Here is a 19,182-nt window from a genome sequence, read left to right on the forward strand (position 1 = left end):
GGCTGATCGCGTCCAGCTTGAATTCCTTCGAATATTTCTTTCTCGACTTCATGTAGTACAGTCTCCAGTTGAGGGTATTGTCCCTTAACTGGGCTGGTCACATCCATTGAACCACTCCAAAGAGTGACTCAAAACCATTGGCGATTTCAGCGTGATGAAACGAGAAGTTAAAGAAAAGTTTAACAGCTACCCCGAGCCTATAAGAGCCAGGCTTGAATCGATCAGAGGTATAATATTGGCGGAAGCCAAAAAGAACGGTCTTGGTGAGGTTGAAGAAGCATTGAAATGGGGTGAGCCAAGCTATCTCGTCAAGGGGGGAAGCGCTATCAGGTGTGACTGGAAAGAAAAGTTTCCGGACCAATATGCCGTTTATTTCAATTGTAATACGAAACTGGTGGATACGTTTAAAGAGCTATACGGAGACAAATTTCGTTTCGAGGGCAATCGGGCCATGGTCTTTGGCGTCAACGACAAGCTTCATAAAAAGGAGCTAAAGCACTGCATCAAGCTAGCACTTACCTACCATAAACTTAAGCACCTACCCCTCCTGGGGGCCTAGGCAATAGCAACGCATGGCAAGAGCCGGGGCAATCAACCATCACACGCCAATTCCGTTGACAATCCTATGAAAATTCGGGCATACGAAGTAAGCGACAAGGATTCAGTTATTTCTCTGTGGGCTGGGTGTGGCCTTGTCGTACCGCAGAACGATCCGTCAAGGGATATTGAGCGCAAGCTCAAAGTTGACCCCGATCTGTTTCTCGTCGGCGTCGATGAGGGCTCGATTGTGGCAACGGTAATGGGTGGGTATGAAGGTCATCGAGGCTGGGTCAACTATTTGGCGGTAAAGCCGTCAGCGCAGCGCAAGGGATATGGCCAACGCATGATGCGCGCGGTTGAAGGGCTTCTCAAACAAAAAGGCTGTCCTAAAATCAATTTACAAGTTCGTGCAGGCAATGAGTCCGTTATCGCTTTTTACGCCGCTATGGGTTACCGCAATGACAATGTTGTTGGTTTGGGAAAACGTCTCGAGCAGGATTGACGATGGCGTATTGTCAGGGCCGGGCTACATGGCTTCTTCCATTGTCGATCATCGGTCTGTGTATTTTGGCTTTGACTGGGGCTGATATACTCCATGGATTTGGATAAACCAAAGCTGATGCCCGCGTTGTTGGTCTGGCTGCTGGGCATGACAGGCGTTCTTTCACTGGCGATTACCACTGTCCCTGGACTGCTTGAAGGCCAGGATCTCCCGCTTCCCATTCCAGCGTTGATTGCAATCTCGGTACTCCAATCGGGCGCGTTACTGGCTTTGGCTGTATTTTCTGGTGTCACACTCGGCCCCAGGCTTGGGCTGGGTTCGATTATCGCTCGGTCTTTCCCTCTGTTGCGCGGCCCGGGTAGTGTATTCGCGGCCGGGACTTTGGGTGGCGTCGCGGGAGCCGGTGTGCTCATCGGGGCCGCAAATTTCTCTCCCCATGAGCTCGTCGAGTTGCAGGCGCACGCCCCCGAGATTCCAATCGCCACCAGGGTTCTATACGGCGGAATCACCGAGGAGATTTTGATCCGCTTCGGGTTGATGAGTCTGTTGGCCTGGTTAGCCTGGAAGTCAATGGGCCATTTCGGTTTCGAGGGGCGCAACACTCCCATTGTTATTGCCATTGTGGCGAGCGCGTTGGCGTTTGCTGCCGGGCATCTGCCGGCCATCGTCGCGTTTGGCGGGGTTCTTACAGTGCCGGTGGTTGCATACGTGCTTCTTTGGAATGGCCTGTTCGGACTTATCGCCGGGGTGTTATATTGGAAAGCGAACCTTGAAGCTGCAATCTTCGCCCATGCCCTTGCCCATATCGGCGCGTATGCTGTTTTGGGGTAGCAAGGGCGCGGGTCAAAGCTTCCAGGTGACATTTAGAACGATGTGCTTCGGCACCGCTTCGTCATGTGCCTGTTTAACGAATTTTTACCGATATGCACTGGCTTGCAGGTGCGCTAACGACCATGAATAACCTGAATACCGCTAGATTGATTCTGAGAGAATGGAAGCAGGAGGATTTCGTGCCATTCTACAGGCTTAATTCAGATCCCGAGGTCATGGCGTTTTTTCCAAGCATTCTGTCCCGGGGAGAAAGTGACGAACTGGCCGGGGAGATCCAGAGGCGAATCAGTGAGAATGGCTGGGGCTTTTGGGCGGTGGAAGAGAAAGACTCGGGACGTTTTGTGGGTTTTGTCGGTTTGAATCAGCCGAAAATTGCCCTGCCTTTTACGCCTTGCGTCGAGATCGGTTGGCGCCTTGGGCGGGAGTACTGGGGGAGGGGTTACGCAACAGAAGCCGCGTGCAGGTCATTGGAATATGCCTTTGTCCAGTTGGGCCTGGACGAGGTTGTGGCATTTACAGCGGCGTTGAATAAACGATCTGAGTCGGTGATGCGGCGTCTGGGTATGGACAATACCAGTCGCAATTTCTCACACCCTGCCGTACCGGCGGACAGCGCATTGTGTGAGCATGTATTGTACAAGATTAGCCGCAAGCAATGGGGCGCGCGGCGCGCCTAGCAAAGCGCGCTAGCCCCCGGGCAAAGGGCTGCCAGGTCTGCCCGGTTTGCTTTCCGCGGCACCGTGGGTACCGTGTGTAAAGACGGGCCACGTCGCATAACGCCCACAATAGCGTTTTAACGGCCACCGGCGGCGGCCTCGCCCCGGGCTTCGTTTACGCTGAACAGTAAGATCAGGCCCGCCACGAAAAAGCACAGGGTGGAGAGCAGGGCGAGCCGGTGGTTGCCGCCGCTGAGGCCGCTGATAGCGCCGTAGCTGAGGGGGCCGATAATGGCCGCGGTCCGGTTGGCCAGGCCCCACAGGCCGAAAAATTCGGCGCTGCGGCTCTCGGGGGTAAACCGGCCTATCAGTGCGCGCCCGCCGGCCTGGGTCGCGCCCATGGCCAGGCCCATGAGGTTGCCAGCCAGCCAGACCTCGGCCGGGGTACGGGCGAACCAGGTCACGCCGATCGCGGCAACCCAGACCAATAAGGCGACGGCCAGGCTCGGCACGGAGCCAAAGCGGTCCTGGGCAAAGCCGAAGCCGAAGGCGCCGATCGCGGCGGTCAGGTTGACCACCATCACCAATACGATCAGTTGCTGGCTGTCGAAGCCCATCACTTGCTGCGCGTAGATGGCCGCGATGACCACCACGGTGGCAACGCCGGACTGGAACAGCACCAGGCAACCGAGGAAGCGGAACAGGTCGGGCAACCGGGCGGCATGTGCCAGGGTGTCCCGTACACGCTGCAAGCCAATCCGTATATAGGCGGCACGGCCGGGCAAGTGCCTGGGACGGGCCCGCTCGCGCAGCCAGATGAAGGTGGGCGCAGCGGCAAGGGCGAACACGGTGGCCGTTAGCAGCAGGGTAACGGGAACGTAGTGGGGCGCGTCATACCCCCGGCCGCGGGCCCAGGCGATATAGCCGAGGCAGGCGCCGAGGGTGAGCAGGCCGCCGACGTAGCCCAGGCCCCAGCCGTAACCCGACACGCGGCCCATTCGGTCGCGGGTGGCGATTTCAGGTAGAAAGGCGGCGATCAGGTTTTCGCCGCTGGCAAAGGCGATGGCGGAGAGCGTCACCAGCAACATCGCGGGCAAGACCTGGCCCGGACCGACCACCGCCAGGGCCGCGGTGGACAATACGCAGGCGATGGTGGATATCAGCAGGAAGCACTTTTTGCAGGCCAGATGATCCGCCACGGCGCCAACGACCGGCGCGCTGATCAATACGCAGCCATTGGCGATGGCCACCGCCACGGTCCACAACAGGGTCCCGACACCGCCCGGCAGCGCTCCGGCCACCACCGCCACGAAGTAGGCGCTGTATATGGTGGTCAACACCACGGTGGTGTAGCCGGAGTTGGCGAGGTCGTAGCAGGCCCAGGCCCAGATTTCCCGCGCGCGCCCACTGGGTTCAGGCACGGTGCACCTCCCGTATATTCAACCGGTGCGCCAGCGGCGCCTAGCGCGTGGTGGCGCCCGGCTTGGGCGTGGTGTTGACACCGGGGGCTCCACAGTTGAGCGCCATCGCCAATGCGATATTGTCGACGGTGGTGCCCATCAGTATAGGCATCATTGGGGACCGTGCGTGAGAGCGGGGCGCGGCACCCTGTGACTTTTGCAGGAATCGCAAGGTATCGCGGAGTATCCGCATACCGCTGCACTGCGGCAAGCGCCATACTGTGAAGCAACAGGCCGCTGGCGGCGGCTTTCGCGATTCAACCGGGGAGGGTAACCCGATGCTACGCAGAACACTGGGAACACAAGGGCTCGAGGTCTCGGCCATCGGCCTGGGCTGTATGGGAATGTCGGATTTCTACGGCGCCAGCGAGGAGGCTGGCAACCTCAAGGTACTGGCCGCGGCGCTGGACGCGGGCCTGACCTTTTGGGACACCGCCGACATGTACGGCCCGTGGACCAACGAACAACTGCTCGGACGCTTCTTCAATGACCATCCACGGGCGCGGGAGCAGGTGCAGCTGGCCACCAAGTTCGGCAACCGGCGCAACGCCAGGGGCGAGTTTCTCGGCGTGTGCGGCAGGCCGGAGTACGTAAAGGACTGCTGCGACGCCAGCCTCGAGCGGCTCGGCGTCGACTGTATCGATCTGTACTACCAGCACCGAGTGGATCCGGAGGTGCCTATCGAGGATACCGTCGGCGCCATGGCCGAGCTGGTCAAGGCGGGCAAGGTGAAATACCTCGGCTTGTCGGAGGCCAGCGCCCGGACGTTGCGGCGCGCCCATGCCGAGCACCCCATCACCGCGCTGCAGAGCGAATACTCCCTGTGGTCCCGGGACGTGGAAGACGAAGTCCTGCCGGTGTGCCGCGAGTTGGGCATTGGTTTTGTGGCCTACAGCCCGCTGGGGCGGGGCTTCTTGACCGGCGCCATTCGCCGACGCGGCGACCTGGAGGAGAGCGACTGGCGCCTGCACAACCCGCGCTTTGCCGAGGAGAACTTCCATCTCAATCTGGAGCTGGTAACGGCGGTGGAGGCGCTGGCCGCGGACAAGGGCTGCAGCAGTGCCCAGCTGGCGCTGGCCTGGTTGCTGGCCCGTGGGCAGGACGTGGTGCCGATCCCGGGCACGCGCAGCCTGCGGCGCCTGCGGGAAAATGCCGAGGCCACCGAGGTGGCCCTGGACGGCTCCGATCTGGAGCGGCTGGAAGCCACCCTGGCCAACTTTGAGGTGCAGGGTACCCGCTATCCCGAGGCGGCGCGGTCCCTGCTGTTCGGCGATACCCCGGAGCGCGGCTGAGGGGCGACTGGCGCTGTGCCGGTGCCGCCGGAAGAGGCGCACCCGATGCGGGACTCGAGGGCGAGCCCGGAACGGGTTCATATTGATCCGGGGGATTACGAGCTTGCCCATTCCCCGCAAGAGTTACTGGCACAGCGGCACCGGCTATTGGGGCTTTAAGGCCTGAAACTCGCGTCGCGAATCACAGGTCGCGGTGGGTTCGGGGGCAAGTTTGCGATTCCGCGGCTGTATCGGTTGCGTTGCCCTTGAATCCGTTTCGGATTGTCAGAATTTTTTACAGCTTCTGCCATCATCTTTTATGCTTTTTTGAAAACCTCTCCTGAAACAGTAGCTTATGTTTTTGGCATAAAACATGCTGTTTATGCGTAGTCAACATAAGACACCCTGTGGTTCAGAACTGTTTTTATAAATCAAAAGGAGTTGTAACAATGTATAAGCATGCAAAGTTCACTTCTGTAAATAGCGGTTTGAGAGCGTTGGCAGGTGTTCTGGTCGGCGGTCTGTTTGCAATACAGAACGCCCATGCCGGGTTGCTGCAGGTCAATTACTCCGATTTGAGTGGCGTGGCCGGAGCGGACTTCGAAGACCTGGGCCTGGGCAACAACCAGCAGGTTACATTCAACAATATCTTCGAGTCTGGCAATACGTCTTTTGGCGAGTCCTTCGCCGGCCAGACTGTTACCCCAAGTGGTAATTTTGATGTGTTGAGCGGGGCGCCGACTGGTCCGCTTACCCTGGTCGCGGGCAGTGCTAGCGTTAACGTGACGGCGGTTGATGGCGGTGCTGGCGATGTCGGGAATACGGCGATTGCAGGCAGTGGCCCGCTTGGCTATCCGGATGCAGATGCAGTTGGAGAAGGATCGATTGCCATCCTCTTTGATTTTGACCAATCGGAGTTCGGTTTTGACGTCGTGGGAGGCAACGGGGGTACAGCGACAGCGCAATTCTGGGCCCGGGATGGGTCGCTGCTGGACGAGATCATATTCAGTCTTTCCTCGGATATTTTCCAGCCCTATGGCTTTGTCACTGATGACGGCCTGCAGTCCGTTGCCGGCGTTTCAATCTTTAACAATGACCCGGGCGGTATTGGTTTCGATAATTTTATTTTCGATGTGGCGGGTGTGCCCGGCACCCCGGGCTCGGATGACCCGATACCAGTTTCCGAGCCCTCGACACTGCCACTGCTTTGTCTAAGCCTGTTCGGCCTGGCCTATTCCAGAAGAAAACGAGTGCGTTGAACCAGTAGTGTGGTGGCCGCACATTGAGCCCCGGTCCCAACCGGGGTTTTCGCGTGTGACGATGGGCGGCGCGAGCAGTGTAGGCGAACACCGGAATCAGCCGCCGTGGCCGTTGCTGCGGGAAAGCGTTTGCGAACTGGAGAGAGTCAGGCGGCGCACACCCCTGCCGCACAGCCGCGTCGCGCAGTAAACTGGGCACATGAGTACAGATATCATTGTCATCGGCGGCGGCCACAACGGACTGGTTTGCGCCGCCTACCTGGCCGGCGCCGGCAAGCGCGTACGGGTACTGGAGCGCCGCCATGTGGTTGGCGGCGCCGCGGTCACCGAGGAATTCCACCCGGGATTTCGCAATTCCGTGGCGGCCTACACCGTCAGTTTGCTGAACCCGAAAATCATCCGTGACCTCGACCTGCACACCCACGGGCTGGAGATAATCGAGCGCCGGGTCAACAACGTCTGGCCCAACGAGCACGGTGATTTTCTGTGCTTTCCCCGCGGCGAGGACGCGCTGCGAGCGGAGATCGCGCGTTTCTCCGAGCGCGATGCCCGCGCCCTGGCCCGTTTCCAGCGCGATGTGGGCATGGCGGCCGGGTTGATCCGCGACTTCCTGCTACAGACGCCGCCCAATGCCGGCGGCGGCCTGCGCGATCTACTGCGCATGGCCGGATTCGCCAACCGCCTGCGCAAGCTGAGCCTGGAAGACCAGCGTATCGTGATGGATGTGTTCAGCAAGAGCGTCGCGGATTTTCTCGAGCTGTACTTCGAGAATGACCACGTGAAGGGGGCATTCGCCTTCGACGGCCTGGTGGGAAACTACGCCGACACGCGGACCCCCGGCACCGCCTATGTGCTGCTGCACCACGCCTTTGGCGAGGTCAACGGCAAGCCCGGGGTGTGGGGCCACGCTGTCGGCGGCATGGGCGCCATTACCCAGGCCATGGCCGCCGCGGCCCGGGCCCGGGGCGTGCACATCCGCACCGCCGCCCCGGTGGCGCGGGTATTGGTGGAGGGGGGCAGGGCCTGTGGCGTGGTGTTGGAGGACGGCGAGGAAATTCGCGCCGCGGCCGTGGTCGCCAACGTCAATCCGGCATTGCTCTACAACCAGCTGGTCGACCCGCAACACCTGAGTGAGGACTTCGCGCGCCGCATGCGGTCCTATCGCAATGGCTCCGGCACCCTGCGCATGAACGTGGCGCTGGAGACGCTGCCGCGTTTTACCTGCCTGGAAAGGCAGGCGCGCGCCGGCGCCGATCACCTCACCGGCGGCATCGTCATCGGCCCCACCCTGGACTATCTTGACCGCTGTTACCGCGACGCCCGCGAGCGGGGCTACTCGCGGGAACCGCTGATCGAAATGCTGATTCCCTCCACCCTGGACGACAGCCTGGCGCCGCCGGGTAAACACGTGGCCAGCCTGTTCTGCCAGCAGTTCGACCCCGACCTCGACTGGGAGCGGCACCGCGAGGCGGCGGCCGATGCGGTTATCGACCAGGTGGAACGTTTCGCGCCGGGCTTTCGCGCCAGTATCCTCGGCCGGCAGGTGTTGAGCCCCCTGGACCTGGAGCGTACCTTCGGCCTGACCCGCGGCGATATCATGCACGGCCAGTTGAGCCTGGACCAGATGTTCAGCGCCCGGCCGGTGCTGGGGCACGGCGACTACCGCGCGCCCATAGCCGGGCTCTACATGTGCGGCGCCGGCACCCACCCCGGCGGCGGGGTGACCGGCGCGCCGGGGCATAATGCCGCGCGGGAGATATTGCGCGACGGGGTCCAGGGCCGTTAAGGCGTTCCCGCCGCCTGGATCAGCGCCAGCGACAAGTCCTTGGCCGTATCGGCGCTGTCCAGCGAGATGCGCTCGTCGGTGCCGTGAATGGTGCCGGCGTCGCCCATCTGTACGGTAAAGGGATGGAAGCGGTAGATGTTGGGCGTCAGTTCCCGGTAGTGGGGCGTGTCGGTGGTGGCGGTGAGCATGCCGGGAACCACCAGCGCATCGGGCAACACGCTGTTAATGGCCGTCTGAAGGTGGCGGTAGGCCTCGGTGTCCATGCTCGCTACCGGCGGGCTGGTTTTCCAGGCCTCCGCCGCGATATCCACGGCGGGGTCGTCGATCAACTCGCGCACCGAGGTGATCAGGGCTTCCACGGTGGTATCCGGCAGCAGGCGAAAGTTTACCTTGGCCTCGGCGCGCTGGGGGATTACGTTCTCTTTGACGCCCGCGTTGAACATGGTCACCGCGGTGGTGGAGCGCACCATTGCCTGGGTGGCGCGATCCTCCGACATGGCGGACAGCAGCAAGGGGCTGGCCAACCACTGGTTGCGCATCGCAAAGCCCTTGAACCCGCCGGTTTCCGCGCCGAGAACTTCCAGCATGTCGCTGATCGGGCTGATCAGGCGCGGCTCGAAGGGGTTGTCGTGGAGTTTGGCCGTGGCCCGTGACAAGCGCACGATGGCGTTGTCTTTCACTGGCATGGAAGAGTGCCCGCCCTCGCCGCTGACCGACAGGGTCAGGGTGACATAGGTTTTCTCCGCCAGGTTGATCATCGCCATGGATTTGCCCGGTAGCATCGGGTTGTCGATGAGCACCAGGCCGCCCTCGGCCACCATGTATTCGAGTTCGCCGTGTTTGGCTTTCAGGTGCGCGCTGATATTGCGCGCGCCGTCGTCGCCGCCGATTTCCTCGTCGTGGCCAAACGAGAACAGCAACGTGCGTTGCGGCTGGTAGCCCCCGGCCAGCAACTGCTCGAGGGCCTCCAGGGTGGCGATCACCGAGGCCTTGTCGTCCAGTGCGCCGCGCCCCCACAGGTAGCCATCGGCAATGCGGCCCTCGAAGGCCGGGTAGGTCCAGTCCTGCTCGGTGCCGGGTTCCACCGGGACCACGTCGTAGTGGGCGTCGAACAGCACCGGCTTCAGGCTCGGATCGCTGCCCGGCCAGGTGAATAACAGGCTGTACCCGGCGATGGTATCCACCTGCAGGCGGCTATGGGCCAGCGGGTAGGTGTCGCGCAGGAAGCGGTGAAAGTCCTGAAACTGTGTGTAGTCGATACTTTCGCGGTCCTGGTGGCTAACCGTGGGAATGCGGATTGCCTCGGCCAGATGGCGCACCGTGGCGGAAGGCTCGGCGGCCATGGTGGAAACCGAGGGGAAGCTCAGGCAGGTCGCCAGAAGGGGCAGCAGTAAGCGTTTTTTCATGGTTTTTGGCCAGTGATCAATGACATGGGGGAGGTTTGGTCTAATTTGGACTAAGTTAGTCTAAATTAGACGGTATAATCAAGTCCGCCCCTTCGCAGATTGAGCAACACCGTGAACGAGTCGATCAATATCACCGCCTACAGCCTGCTGGGATTGCTGGCCAAGCGCCCCTGGTCGACCTACGAACTCGTGGCCTTCATGGAGCGCAGCGTGCTGAACTACATACTCCCGCGCACCCGCAGCCAGTTGTACAACGAGCCCAAAAAGCTGGCGCGTTTGGGGCTGGCCCATGCCCGGGTCGCCGGCGCCGGCAGAAAGCGTACGGTGTACAGCATTACGCCCGAGGGCAGGGCTGCGCTAAAGGCCTGGCTCGCCGGCCCCGGCGGCGCGCAAAAGATGGAGTATCTCTCGCTGCTCAAGCTCTACCTGACCGACTGTCGCGATACCACGGCAGTCGGTGAGCGGCTTGCCGGCATGCGTCGGGAGGTGCTGGATACCGCGCGCGAGGCGCTGGCGCAGATCGAGCGTATTGAAAACACCGGTGTCGCGCTCGAGGACACCGCCCCCATGGCCTCCCTCGCCACGCGCCTGGCGGTGCACCACAGCAAGGCGCAGTTGGCGTGGCTGGATGAGCTGGAGAGCTACCTGGCGGATCCGCCGTCGGCGGATGCGGCGGCGGACTGGGCCATGGGGCACTACCGGCATTCCGCGCGGCAGCTGCGGGCCCTGATCAAGCGTCACGGCGACACCTAGGTTGCTGGCGCTATTGGCGCCGGTAGCTGCGCAACAAAAATCGCTGCTGGAACCCCAGTTGCCGGTACAGGCCCTCGCCGGCGGCGGAGGCCTGCAGCACCAGGCTGTCGGTGTCCCGCGCATGGCATTGATTCATCAGGGCCTGCATCAACGCCCTGGCGACTCCCCGGCCGCGCTGCGCCGCGGGAACCCCGACCTGGTGCATCCCCACGGTCCCGCCGGTGCGAAACAGCAGGGCGGTGGCGACGGCCTCGCCCTTGTCTTCGGCCAGCCACAGGCTGGCGCGATCATCCCGGGCCAGCCGGGCCATGACCCCGCTGTCGATGGGGTAGCCGAAGGCCTCGCTGCACAGCTGCGTCCACCGGTTCAACTCGTCATCCGACAGGGCCGGGCGCAGGGCCAGGGAACTGGCGGGAAATACCGGCCACTGGCGCAGGTGCATGGCTCGCTGCTCCAGCGCGACGGTGTAGCCCAGTTGGCGCAGGCTTTGCTCCAGGGCTGAACCTGCCTTGTCGGCGCGCCAGACCGGCACCATCGCCCGCGGGGGCAGCGCCGCGAGGGCATCGTGCAGCTGCACTGTCGGTTGTGGGGGCCGCCGCCAGTCGAACCAGAAGCGGTGCGGCCAGCCGGTGCAGGCGTGCAGGCCGGGCAGGGTGTCGTCGAGGGCCGTGGCGCCCATGGCGTGCCACAGCGCGGTCAGGTTGTCGATATTGGCCGTGTCCAGTGACGCATCCATTGTCGGGTCCGGTTGCGGGCCGTCGTTTGTCCAGTTCGAATTCATCGCTCACTTCCAGTTGATCAATAGGATACCCAGGCCCAGGCTCGCCACGCCAACGGCGCGGGTGGCATTCAATGTCCGGACCGGCAGGTCGAACCAGCCGTAGTGGCTGGCGGCGACGGCCACCAGGATCTGGCCGGTCAGGGCGAAGGACATCATCGGCCCCACGCCCATGCGGGGAATCAGGAAATAGAAGAGCCCCACACCGAAGGTACTGAGCAGGCCGCCGCACCAGAGGTAGGGGGGCACGGCTCGCAGGGACGCCAGTGAAGGATAGTCCCGGGTGGAGGCCAGCACCGCCGCCACCGCCACCAGGCAGCTAACCGCGAAGGCCACGGCGGTACCCAGCAGTGAGTTGCGCAACTGCACGCCCAATTGCGCATTCATACTGGCCTGTATGGCGATGGCCGCGCCCGCCGCCAGGGCCAGGCTCCCGAGACCGAGCACGCTACACCACCTTCAGGAAGTCGGCGTAGCTCGTGCGTACCTTGCCCATTTCAGCTGTTGCGTCCCGCGGGTGGCGGCGTCCCAGCGCGCACAGGGCCACGGCGGTCAATCCCTGGTCCGGCAGTTTCAGCACCGCATCAAAGCCCGCGCTGTCAAATCCGGTCATGGGGCAGCTGTCGATCCCCATGACCGCCGCGGCGGCCAGCAGGGTGCCGAGGGCGATGAAGGCCTGCTCCCTGGCCCAGGCGAGGCGCTGGGCCAGGCTCATTTCCGCGAGCACGCCGTTAACGTGTTCCGCCATGCCCGCGCGGGCTTGCGGGGCGAGCGCGCGCACCGCCTTCAGTTGCCGCATATAGCGCTCGACGCTGGCTGCCCCTGGCGCCGTTTCCGCCGCCAGCACCAGCAGGTGCGAGCAGTGCACGACCTTGTCCTGGCCCATGGCATGGGGCAGCAGGCGCTCGCGGGTTTGCCGCGAATCCACGCGGATCAGCCGGTAGGGTTGCAGGCCGAAGGCCGAGGCGCTCAGCCGGGTGGCGTCGATCAGGTCGTATACGTCCTGCTCCGCCAGGCGTTCGTCGTTGAACTGGCGCACCGCGTAGCGCCATTGCATTGCCGGTAGTAGTTGCATGGTTCCTCTCCTGTAGGTAGCCAACCGGTTTCACTGGCGAGCCAGTCTAGGGGCTGGCGGCGGGGAGGGCATTTACATAGGTTGATGGATCACATTTTTTTGCGAATGCGGCTGAGCTGGGTGGGCGTGATCCCCAGGTGGGAGGCAATGTGGTACTGGGGCAGCCGCGTGGCCAGCTCGGGGTACTCCCGGAGAAAGCGCCGGTAGCGGGCGCCGGCATCTTCCTGCACCAGGGAGACCTCCCTGGCGTCCTTGTCCAACAGCCAATGCCGTTCCAGATAGTGGATATGGAACAGCTTGAGATCCTCGCGCTCAACAAGCAGTTGCCGAAAGCCCCCGTGGTCGATCTCGACTATCGCGGAGTCCTCGAGTGCGTCGATGCAAAAGCGCGAGGGTTCCCTGCGCAGCAGGGCGGTCATGGAGCCCGGAAAACGGCCCTCGGTGAAAAAATGCTTGTTGTATTCAGTGCCTTTCTCGTCGATGACGTAGACCCGGAGCACGCCGGTGTGCACATAGGCGTAGGTCGTCGGCACCTCGCCGAGGGGGTAGAGCACTTCGTGCCTGGCCAGTTCCCGATAGCGGCAGCATTCGCGGAAGGCCGACCAGGTGGCCTCACTTAGGGGGTGGTAGCTGTCCAGGGTGTGGCGCAGGCTGGCAAAGGCCTCGGTTGCAGCGTTTTTCGCGGGGCTTGTCACCGTTTCGTACTCGCGCATGTTCGAAAGAAAGAGCGTTCCCGCGCCCATAGTACTCCAATACCGCTCGTGGCCTCACCGGCCCAGGGGCTGGCCGATCCCCATCGCGAGATACCAATGAGCAGCTCTGGGAACAAACCGGCGCTACACCGTGAGTAGCCTGCTACCGCGTGGTTCCGCTCCCGCCCTGGATGCCACCGGTCAGGGCAATGCGCATACCCTCTTCAACACTGATATCCAGCGGCTTCAGGCGCCGGGATTCCAGATACAGCGTATACCCGCCGATCTGGTAGCTCATGGGGAGATACACCGCAACCATCTCTTCGCTGGAATCCGGGAACAAGTTCGCGGCGGTTTGCCGTCCGGTGATAAAACCGATCAGGTGCGTGTTGTCCTGGATTTCCACCAGTACCACCGACTCGGCATTCTGTCGCTCGCCGGGGGCGAACATGCGCATGAAATCCTTAATGGCGCCAAACACCGATTTGATCAGCGGCGTGCGGCCGAGCAGGGCCTCGCCCATGCGAAACAGGTGGCGGATGATGTAGACCTTGACCAGGATGCCGACCAGGACCAGCGCCAGGAACGCCGACAGCACGCCCATGCCCTGGAAATACCAGGCCTCGGGTATCAGCAGCAACAAGACCTTGCCGGCGACGGATTCCATGGTGTGCAACAGCCAGTAGACCAGGTAGATCGTCAGGGCGACGGGCAGTACCGCGGCCAGGCCCTGCAATGCCAGCGTGAAGATGCGTTTCATGTGCGCTCCGCTATGGGGTGGAAGCGGGCAGTGTAGCGTATCCGGCGATTGGGCGATGCGTGCTAGGGGGCTGGCGCCCGTGGGGGCAGTTGCGGCACGACAATGTCGTCGTCGCTGTCGAGCGCTTCCAGGAAGTGCAGCAGGTCATTGATTTCCGACGTGTCCAGGTGCAAGGGTTGCATGTGGCTCGACAGGCTGGGCCGCTGCTGGAATCCCTGGTTGTAGTGCTCCAGCACCTGGCGCAGGGTGGCGATAGAACCGTCGTGCATATAGGGTGCGCGCAGCGTGATATTGCGCAGCCCCGGTGTTTTAAAGGCAAAGCGGTCGCTTTCCTGCCGGGTGAACATAAAACGCCCGACATCCTCGCCCGCCGGCAGGCCGATGTCGTGAAACTGCCCGTCGCTGAAATTCCAGCCGGAATGACAGCTGTCGCAACGGGCCTTGCCGACAAAGAGCGCGAAGCCCCGTTTGGCGGTGTCATCCAGGGCACTGTCGTCGCCGGCCACCCAGCGGTCGAAGGCGGTTTCGCCGGTGACGACGGTGCGCTCAAAGGTGGCGATGGCGGCGGAGACCGTGATCAGGCTGATGCCGCGCCCGGGAAAGAGCGCCGCGAAGGCCTCGGCGTAGGCGGGTACCGCGGCCAGTTCTTCCGCCAGCGCGCGCACATCCTGCGCCATCTCGTCGTGGGCAGTGAGGGGGAACCACACCTGCGATTCCAGCGTCGGCGTGCGCCCGTCCCACAGCAGCGCGGGCGCCCAGGCCAGGTTGTGGATGGTCGGTGTGTGGCGCCTGTGCCGCGCCGAATCGGTGCCCAGGGCGGTGGCGCGCCCGTCCTCCCAGCCCAGGGCGGGCTGGTGGCAGGTTGCGCAGCTGATGTCGTTGTCGCGGGACAGCCGGGGGTCGAAGAACAGCTGTCGTCCCAGCTCGGCCCTGGCCTCGCTGTAGGGGTTGTTGGCGGGGTGGGGGATGGTGGCGGGGCGCTGGAAGCGCTGGCGCGCCGCGCTGGTGGCTTCACAGCCGGGTTCTGTCTCGTTACACGGCGTCTCGTTACACGGCGTCCCGTTACAGGGCGCCGCCGCGATGGCTTGCGCAAGGCAGGCGGTGGCGATTGCCAACAGGCACCTGGCCGACAGTGTACTGGATTTCAACGGCGAACCCTTGTTGAATAGGCCCATGTAAAACCCCATTGATAGCATGTCCGCCCGCCTATGACTACCTGCGAAACCTTTTGCCGGCAACTGGCCATTACCCACCCCATCATTCAGGCCCCCATGGTCGGCGTGTCCACACCGGCGCTGGCGGCGGCGGTCAGCAATGCCGGCGGCCTGGGCTCGATCGGTATCGGCGCCAGCGCCCCGGCGGCGGCGCGCGAGATGATTCGCGCCACGCGGGCGCTGACCGACCGCCCCTTCAACGTGAATGTGTTTTGCCACCAGGGCGCCGTGTCCCGCCCGGAGGTGGAGCGGGCCTGGCTGGCGCACCTTGCGCCGCGTTTCGCCGAGTTTGGCGCCAGGCCACCGGCGACGCTGGCCGAGATCTATCCTGGCTTTGCGCAAGCGCCCGAGTTGTTGGACGTGGTGTTGGCGGAGAAGCCGGCGGTGCTAAGTTGCCATTTTGGCCTGCCGCCGAAGGACACCGTGGAGGCCCTGCGGGGCGCGGGTATTGCGGTGTGGGCCTGCGTCACCAGCGTGCGGGAGCTGGCGCTCGCGCGGGCGTGCGGCGTCGACGCGGTGATCGCCCAGGGCGTGGAAGCCGGTGGGCACCGCGGCGTCTTCGACCCCTGGCGGGAAGACGATCAGCTGGGCACCTTCGCGCTGGTGAGGCAATTGAGCCGGGACGCCGAACTGCCGGTGATTGCCGCCGGGGGCATCATGGATGGCGCGGGCATGCGCGCCGCCATGGATTTGGGAGCGGCGGCGGTCCAGCTGGGTACCGCCTTCATACTGTGCCCTGAATCCGCGGCCAACGCGGCCTATCGACGCAACCTCCAGGGTCCGCTGGCCAGCCGCACCCGTATCACCAGCAATATCTCCGGGCGCCCCGCGCGCGGACTGCCCAACCGTTTCTACGCCGAGCTTGACGCTGGCGCGCCCACGGTGCCGGATTACCCCATTGCCTACGACGCCGGCAAGGCCCTCGGCGCCGCGGCTGCCGCGGCCGGCTGCGAGGATTTTGCCGTGCAGTGGGCGGGGCAGGGGGCGCCCCTGGCGCGGGACCTGCCGGCGGCGGAGCTGGTGCGGCGGTTGGTTGCGGAGTGGCGTCGCTGAATGGCGGCCGAAACCAGGGGCCTGGCAGTTTCGTGAACGCCTGGGTTAACGCAGCGCGGAGAGCGCCTTCAGCGCCGCCTGATCTTCGTCGCTCAGGGGTACCGGTTCGCAACGCGGGTCGGTTTTCTGAATCGCCCTGAGCATTGCGGGTGTCAGGGGAATGGGGTCGCAGCCGTGGTTCTGCTCGCAGATCAGGTCCCACTGGGGCTCGGCCTTGACGTGGCAGGCCAGGCAATTGCCGCCGAAGCGATTGACCACATTGGCAAAGCCGTGGGCGCGGATCGTCGAGCCGGCTTCGGAGACGTCCAGCTCGAAGAACTCCCAGTCGTTGGTCACCGGGCTGAAGCCCGCCTCGCGCTTGACCATCACCTCGGTGGGAACCAGTTGCACCACGGAGCCGGCGGGGTAGCGCTTGCCTTCGGGGTCATTGGCCACCGCCAGGGTGGCGTCAAGATCGCCCTTGAGGTTGTCCACGAAAAAGCCCCTTACCGGGGTCATGTCGCGGATGCAGCTGAAGCTCTCCTCGGAGATGCCGCCATCATCGGCAATGGCCTGCGCCGACAGCGCGGCGGCGGCGAGCACGGCCGCGGTGCGGCGCAGAAGGGAAAACGGTTGTTTCATGGAGAGCCTCGCTGAGCTGTTCGGGTCGGTTGGCGCCGGGCACCGTGACAGTTTACGCGCATCCACGGCAAATGGATCTATCTCCGGTGCCCTGAGGCCAATGGGACCGCGAGACGCTTACGCGCGCAGCAACCAGGCCGATTCCATCGCCGCGGCCTTGCCTTTCAGTCCGCCGGGTACGGGCTGCCGTGCCAGTTCCGTCATCCGGTAAGCCGCGCCGTAGTGCCGGCTGACCTCGGCCCGGTCGATCGAGAAGGGCGGGCCATCCATTTGCGACTGGTCGTAGTCGAAGGTGATCAGCAGTTGCGGCGCGGCGTCGGTGATTTCGACCAGGTGCGCGCTGTAGCGCCGCCGGATGTCCGCCGGCAGGGCCACCAGGGCCGCGCGGTCGTAGACGGCCTGTACCGGGCCCAGGGTGTCGCGCCGCAGGTCGAAGATGTCGCCCACGAAGATGTCGATATTGTCCGCGCTGTAGCGTGTCAGGTTACCTGTTTGGTCAATGCGTGGTTCCAGGCCGAGTTCATCGAAAAGCTGGCGAATCGCGAGCTCGCTCAATTCCGCCCCCGCCACGCGGTAGCCGTGCTCAAGCAGCCAGGCAATGTCCCGGGTCTTGCCACACAGGGGCAGGAAGACGCGGCTGCCGCCGGCGATGTCCAGGCGCTGGAAGTGGGCCTGCAGCAAGGTATTGGGCGCGCCTTCGTGAAAGGCGATGTCTCCCTCGCGCCATTTGTGGTGCCAAAATTCAGTGTCCATGGAGGCTCCTTGTAGTCGATAAAGACTGGGGCCACCGCGGGCCCGCAGATGCTTGTTGTTACTCAAGCACCCGGATATGATGCAAGTTAAAGTGCGCTTCAAGTCAACCGTTGATCGTTTTTATTATGGACATTGCCGAAGTCGTCAACACCTCCGGGCTGCCCGCTTCAACACTGCGGTACTATGAGGACAAGGGGCTGATAAAGTCCAATGGGCGGGTGGGGCTGCGCCGCCAGTTCAGCGCCAATGTGCTCGAGCGCCTGGCCCTGATTAAGCTGGGCAGCCGCGTGGGTTTTTCGCTGGACGAGATGCTGGCGATGTTTACCGCGGACGGGCCGGACATCGATCGCGAGCTGCTGTCCGCCAAGGCGGAGGAGCTGGACGGGAAAATCCGGGAGCTGACGCTGATGCGGGACGGTCTGCGCCACGCCGCGGCCTGCCGGGCGCCGAGTCATTTCGAGTGCCCGAAATTCCTGCGCATCCTGCGCTTCGCACAGCGCTGGCGCGACCGCTAGCCCAAAAAGGGGTCAGAGCCCTTTTACCCGCCTTATCCGATTGCTAGCCTGAAAAAGGTCTCTGACCCCTTTTATCAGCTAGCCTAAATAAGGGTACTGACCCCTTTTATCGACCCCTTTTATCTTTTGAGGCTAGGTTTGGTTCATTGTGGCGACCTTGATTCCGAAGGCCATCAGCACGCCGCCCACCGCCCGTTCGATGGCGCGTTTGTAGCTGTTGAATTGCCTGACCAGCGCGGGGTGGCTGAAGAACAGCGATAGCGCGCTGAACCAGAAAAGGTGTGCCAGGGAAATGATCGCGCCGTAGAGCAGCTGGATCGAGATCGGCGTGTCCGGGTTGACCAGCTGGGTGAATATGCTGAGGAAGAACAGCGTGGTCTTGGGGTTGAGCACATTGGTCACGAAGCCCAGCCGGAATGCCTGGCCCCGGCTGAGTTCCGCGTCGCCGGCGGGGCTGTCGCCGTCGAGTTCGGGCGTGCCCCTGGCGGTGAACGTGCGGTAGCCGATGTAGATCAGGTAGGCGGCGCCCAGGTACTTGATGATCGAGAACAGCAGCACCGATTGGGCGATCAGCAGGGCCAGCCCGGCAATCGAGTAGGCGACATGCACCCAGATCGCCAAACCAATGCCCAGCGCGGAATACAGGCCGGACAGCCGCCCGTGGAACAGGCTGTTGCGGGTAATCATGACAAAATCGGCGCCCGGGCTGATGGCCATGAGGATGGCGACGACACTGATGGACAGCAGTTCCGGGAGGTAGGTCAGCAGTAATTCCACGTGCTCGGATTCCTCGTGTGCCCCGTCGGGCAGGTGAAGCGGGTCTTCGGGGCGGCGCCCGCCCGAAGGGCGGGGCTACCTTCCTTCGCGGCGGGCGATCAGGCCTTTTTGACGAACTCTGATTTGAGCTTCATCGCGCCGATGCCGTCGATTTTGCAATCGAGGTTGTGGTCGCCCTCGCACAGGCGGATGTTCTTCACCTTGGTGCCCACTTTGACCACCGAGGAGGAGCCCTTGACCTTCAGGTCCTTGATCACGGTCACCGTGTCGCCGTCGGCCAGCTGATTGCCGTTGGCGTCGTGGACCACCAGCCCGTCATCGGCCTGCGCGCTGTCGGCTTCGCCGGACCACTCGTGGCCACACTCCGGGCAAATGAACATGTCCCGGTCCTGGTAGGTGTACTGGCCCTGGCATTGAGGGCAGTGGGGTAATTCACTCATCGTTCGATTCCATCATCGGTTTGCAAAAAAGAAACCCCGC

Annotated in this window: 22 protein-coding genes; 10 read left to right on the plus strand and 12 right to left on the minus strand. The window is 63.1% G+C overall.

Annotation, left to right across the window (positions count from 1 at the left end; genetic code table 11):
- Positions 1 to 154: 154 nt before the first annotated feature.
- The 4 genes from JYP50_RS17045 to JYP50_RS17060 all read left to right on the plus strand — a co-directional run bounded on the left by JYP50_RS17045 (position 155) and on the right by JYP50_RS17060 (position 2,550).
- A complete protein-coding gene (locus JYP50_RS17045) occupies positions 155 to 559 on the plus strand; it encodes a DUF1801 domain-containing protein (protein WP_206561766.1) in 405 nt (134 codons plus the stop codon).
- Positions 560 to 625: 66 nt separating this feature from the next.
- Complete coding sequence (locus JYP50_RS17050; RefSeq protein ID WP_206561767.1) at positions 626 to 1,042, plus strand: GNAT family acetyltransferase; 417 nt, start codon at positions 626 to 628, stop codon at positions 1,040 to 1,042.
- Positions 1,043 to 1,135: 93 nt separating this feature from the next.
- Entirely contained in the window at positions 1,136 to 1,873 is a 738-nt protein-coding gene (locus JYP50_RS17055; protein WP_206561768.1) for a CPBP family intramembrane glutamic endopeptidase, read from the plus strand.
- 122 nt (positions 1,874 to 1,995) lie between these two features.
- A complete protein-coding gene (locus tag JYP50_RS17060) occupies positions 1,996 to 2,550 on the plus strand; it encodes a GNAT family N-acetyltransferase (RefSeq protein WP_206561769.1) in 555 nt (184 codons plus the stop codon).
- A 116-nt stretch (positions 2,551 to 2,666) separates the two neighbouring features.
- On the opposite strand, the gene JYP50_RS17065 is transcribed toward JYP50_RS17060, so the two are convergent.
- Positions 2,667 to 3,950 (minus strand): MFS transporter, encoded by a 1,284-nt coding sequence (locus tag JYP50_RS17065; protein ID WP_206561770.1) that lies wholly within the window; start codon positions 3,948 to 3,950, stop codon positions 2,667 to 2,669.
- Between the two features lie 317 nt (positions 3,951 to 4,267).
- On the opposite strand from JYP50_RS17065, the gene JYP50_RS17070 reads away from it, so the two are divergent.
- The 3 genes from JYP50_RS17070 to JYP50_RS17080 all read left to right on the plus strand — a co-directional run bounded on the left by JYP50_RS17070 (position 4,268) and on the right by JYP50_RS17080 (position 8,305).
- Positions 4,268 to 5,281: an aldo/keto reductase gene (locus JYP50_RS17070; RefSeq protein ID WP_206561771.1), complete on the plus strand. Its 1,014-nt coding sequence runs from the start codon at positions 4,268 to 4,270 to the stop codon at positions 5,279 to 5,281.
- A gap of 428 nt (positions 5,282 to 5,709) precedes the next feature.
- Positions 5,710 to 6,519, plus strand: a complete 810-nt coding sequence (locus JYP50_RS17075; protein ID WP_206561772.1) for a PEP-CTERM sorting domain-containing protein — start codon at positions 5,710 to 5,712, stop codon at positions 6,517 to 6,519.
- Between the two features lie 199 nt (positions 6,520 to 6,718).
- A complete protein-coding gene (locus JYP50_RS17080; RefSeq protein ID WP_206561773.1) occupies positions 6,719 to 8,305 on the plus strand; it encodes a phytoene desaturase family protein in 1,587 nt (528 codons plus the stop codon).
- Here JYP50_RS17080 and JYP50_RS17085 read toward each other — a convergent pair.
- Positions 8,302 to 9,711: a M20/M25/M40 family metallo-hydrolase gene (locus JYP50_RS17085; RefSeq protein ID WP_206561774.1), complete on the minus strand. Its 1,410-nt coding sequence runs from the start codon at positions 9,709 to 9,711 to the stop codon at positions 8,302 to 8,304. The two genes, JYP50_RS17080 and JYP50_RS17085, sit on opposite strands and share 4 nt — an antisense overlap.
- 111 nt (positions 9,712 to 9,822) lie before the next feature.
- On the opposite strand from JYP50_RS17085, the gene JYP50_RS17090 reads away from it, so the two are divergent.
- Positions 9,823 to 10,464, plus strand: a complete 642-nt coding sequence (locus JYP50_RS17090; RefSeq protein WP_206561775.1) for a PadR family transcriptional regulator — start codon at positions 9,823 to 9,825, stop codon at positions 10,462 to 10,464.
- A gap of 10 nt (positions 10,465 to 10,474) precedes the next feature.
- On the opposite strand, the gene JYP50_RS17095 is transcribed toward JYP50_RS17090, so the two are convergent.
- The 6 genes from JYP50_RS17095 to JYP50_RS17120 all read right to left on the minus strand — a co-directional run bounded on the left by JYP50_RS17095 (position 10,475) and on the right by JYP50_RS17120 (position 14,944).
- Entirely contained in the window at positions 10,475 to 11,200 is a 726-nt protein-coding gene (locus JYP50_RS17095) for a GNAT family N-acetyltransferase (protein ID WP_206561776.1), read from the minus strand.
- A gap of 48 nt (positions 11,201 to 11,248) precedes the next feature.
- On the minus strand, positions 11,249 to 11,689 hold the full coding sequence (locus JYP50_RS17100) for a DMT family transporter (RefSeq protein WP_347136838.1): 441 nt from the start codon (positions 11,687 to 11,689) through the stop codon (positions 11,249 to 11,251).
- 1 nt (position 11,690) lies between these two features.
- Positions 11,691 to 12,317, minus strand: a complete 627-nt coding sequence (locus tag JYP50_RS17105) for a nitroreductase family protein (RefSeq protein ID WP_206561777.1) — start codon at positions 12,315 to 12,317, stop codon at positions 11,691 to 11,693.
- 89 nt (positions 12,318 to 12,406) lie between these two features.
- Positions 12,407 to 13,060: a Crp/Fnr family transcriptional regulator gene (locus tag JYP50_RS17110; RefSeq protein ID WP_241263260.1), complete on the minus strand. Its 654-nt coding sequence runs from the start codon at positions 13,058 to 13,060 to the stop codon at positions 12,407 to 12,409.
- A gap of 112 nt (positions 13,061 to 13,172) precedes the next feature.
- Complete coding sequence (locus tag JYP50_RS17115; RefSeq protein WP_206561778.1) at positions 13,173 to 13,769, minus strand: DUF502 domain-containing protein; 597 nt, start codon at positions 13,767 to 13,769, stop codon at positions 13,173 to 13,175.
- A gap of 62 nt (positions 13,770 to 13,831) precedes the next feature.
- Entirely contained in the window at positions 13,832 to 14,944 is a 1,113-nt protein-coding gene (locus JYP50_RS17120; protein WP_206561779.1) for a cytochrome-c peroxidase, read from the minus strand.
- A gap of 33 nt (positions 14,945 to 14,977) precedes the next feature.
- On the opposite strand from JYP50_RS17120, the gene JYP50_RS17125 reads away from it, so the two are divergent.
- Positions 14,978 to 16,036, plus strand: coding sequence for an NAD(P)H-dependent flavin oxidoreductase (locus tag JYP50_RS17125; protein ID WP_206561780.1), 1,059 nt, complete (start codon positions 14,978 to 14,980; stop codon positions 16,034 to 16,036).
- Positions 16,037 to 16,081: 45 nt separating this feature from the next.
- On the opposite strand, the gene JYP50_RS17130 is transcribed toward JYP50_RS17125, so the two are convergent.
- Positions 16,082 to 16,657: a hypothetical protein gene (locus JYP50_RS17130; protein WP_206561781.1), complete on the minus strand. Its 576-nt coding sequence runs from the start codon at positions 16,655 to 16,657 to the stop codon at positions 16,082 to 16,084.
- Between the two features lie 117 nt (positions 16,658 to 16,774).
- Positions 16,775 to 17,410 carry a thiopurine S-methyltransferase gene (gene tmpT, locus JYP50_RS17135; protein WP_206561782.1) on the minus strand — a complete coding sequence of 212 codons (636 nt, stop codon included), beginning with the start codon at positions 17,408 to 17,410 and terminating at the stop codon, positions 16,775 to 16,777.
- Between the two features lie 125 nt (positions 17,411 to 17,535).
- On the opposite strand from tmpT, the gene JYP50_RS17140 reads away from it, so the two are divergent.
- Positions 17,536 to 17,925, plus strand: a complete 390-nt coding sequence (locus JYP50_RS17140) for a helix-turn-helix domain-containing protein (RefSeq protein ID WP_206561783.1) — start codon at positions 17,536 to 17,538, stop codon at positions 17,923 to 17,925.
- Positions 17,926 to 18,057: 132 nt separating this feature from the next.
- Here the strand turns inward: JYP50_RS17140 and JYP50_RS17145 are convergent, their stop codons facing one another.
- On the minus strand, positions 18,058 to 18,702 hold the full coding sequence (locus JYP50_RS17145; RefSeq protein WP_206561784.1) for a LysE family transporter: 645 nt from the start codon (positions 18,700 to 18,702) through the stop codon (positions 18,058 to 18,060).
- A gap of 98 nt (positions 18,703 to 18,800) precedes the next feature.
- Positions 18,801 to 19,142, minus strand: a complete 342-nt coding sequence (locus JYP50_RS17150; protein ID WP_206561785.1) for a zinc ribbon domain-containing protein YjdM — start codon at positions 19,140 to 19,142, stop codon at positions 18,801 to 18,803.
- Positions 19,143 to 19,182: the final 40 nt, after the last annotated feature.

Source organism: Parahaliea mediterranea (assembly GCF_017255185.1).
Taxonomy (GTDB): Bacteria; Pseudomonadota; Gammaproteobacteria; order Pseudomonadales; family Halieaceae; genus JAFKCZ01.

Bases quoted from the DNA above. Each gene is read 5' to 3' on its own strand.
- JYP50_RS17055 (WP_206561768.1), top strand. From the start codon at position 1,136: ATGGATTTGGATAAACCAAAGCTGATGCCCGCGTTGTTGGTCTGGCTG.
- JYP50_RS17105 (WP_206561777.1), bottom strand. From the start codon at position 12,317: ATGCAACTACTACCGGCAATGCAATGGCGCTACGCGGTGCGCCAGTTC.
- JYP50_RS17115 (WP_206561778.1), bottom strand. From the start codon at position 13,769: ATGAAACGCATCTTCACGCTGGCATTGCAGGGCCTGGCCGCGGTACTG.
- JYP50_RS17050 (WP_206561767.1), top strand. From the start codon at position 626: ATGAAAATTCGGGCATACGAAGTAAGCGACAAGGATTCAGTTATTTCT.
- JYP50_RS17060 (WP_206561769.1), top strand. From the start codon at position 1,996: ATGAATAACCTGAATACCGCTAGATTGATTCTGAGAGAATGGAAGCAG.
- JYP50_RS17045 (WP_206561766.1), top strand. From the start codon at position 155: ATGAAACGAGAAGTTAAAGAAAAGTTTAACAGCTACCCCGAGCCTATA.
- JYP50_RS17130 (WP_206561781.1), bottom strand. From the start codon at position 16,657: ATGAAACAACCGTTTTCCCTTCTGCGCCGCACCGCGGCCGTGCTCGCC.
- JYP50_RS17085 (WP_206561774.1), bottom strand. From the start codon at position 9,711: ATGAAAAAACGCTTACTGCTGCCCCTTCTGGCGACCTGCCTGAGCTTC.
- JYP50_RS17075 (WP_206561772.1), top strand. From the start codon at position 5,710: ATGTATAAGCATGCAAAGTTCACTTCTGTAAATAGCGGTTTGAGAGCG.
- JYP50_RS17150 (WP_206561785.1), bottom strand. From the start codon at position 19,142: ATGAGTGAATTACCCCACTGCCCTCAATGCCAGGGCCAGTACACCTAC.
- JYP50_RS17095 (WP_206561776.1), bottom strand. From the start codon at position 11,200: ATGGATGCGTCACTGGACACGGCCAATATCGACAACCTGACCGCGCTG.
- tmpT (WP_206561782.1), bottom strand. From the start codon at position 17,410: ATGGACACTGAATTTTGGCACCACAAATGGCGCGAGGGAGACATCGCC.
- JYP50_RS17125 (WP_206561780.1), top strand. From the start codon at position 14,978: ATGACTACCTGCGAAACCTTTTGCCGGCAACTGGCCATTACCCACCCC.
- JYP50_RS17120 (WP_206561779.1), bottom strand. From the start codon at position 14,944: ATGGGCCTATTCAACAAGGGTTCGCCGTTGAAATCCAGTACACTGTCG.
- JYP50_RS17070 (WP_206561771.1), top strand. From the start codon at position 4,268: ATGCTACGCAGAACACTGGGAACACAAGGGCTCGAGGTCTCGGCCATC.
- JYP50_RS17140 (WP_206561783.1), top strand. From the start codon at position 17,536: ATGGACATTGCCGAAGTCGTCAACACCTCCGGGCTGCCCGCTTCAACA.
- JYP50_RS17110 (WP_241263260.1), bottom strand. From the start codon at position 13,060: ATGGGCGCGGGAACGCTCTTTCTTTCGAACATGCGCGAGTACGAAACG.
- JYP50_RS17080 (WP_206561773.1), top strand. From the start codon at position 6,719: ATGAGTACAGATATCATTGTCATCGGCGGCGGCCACAACGGACTGGTT.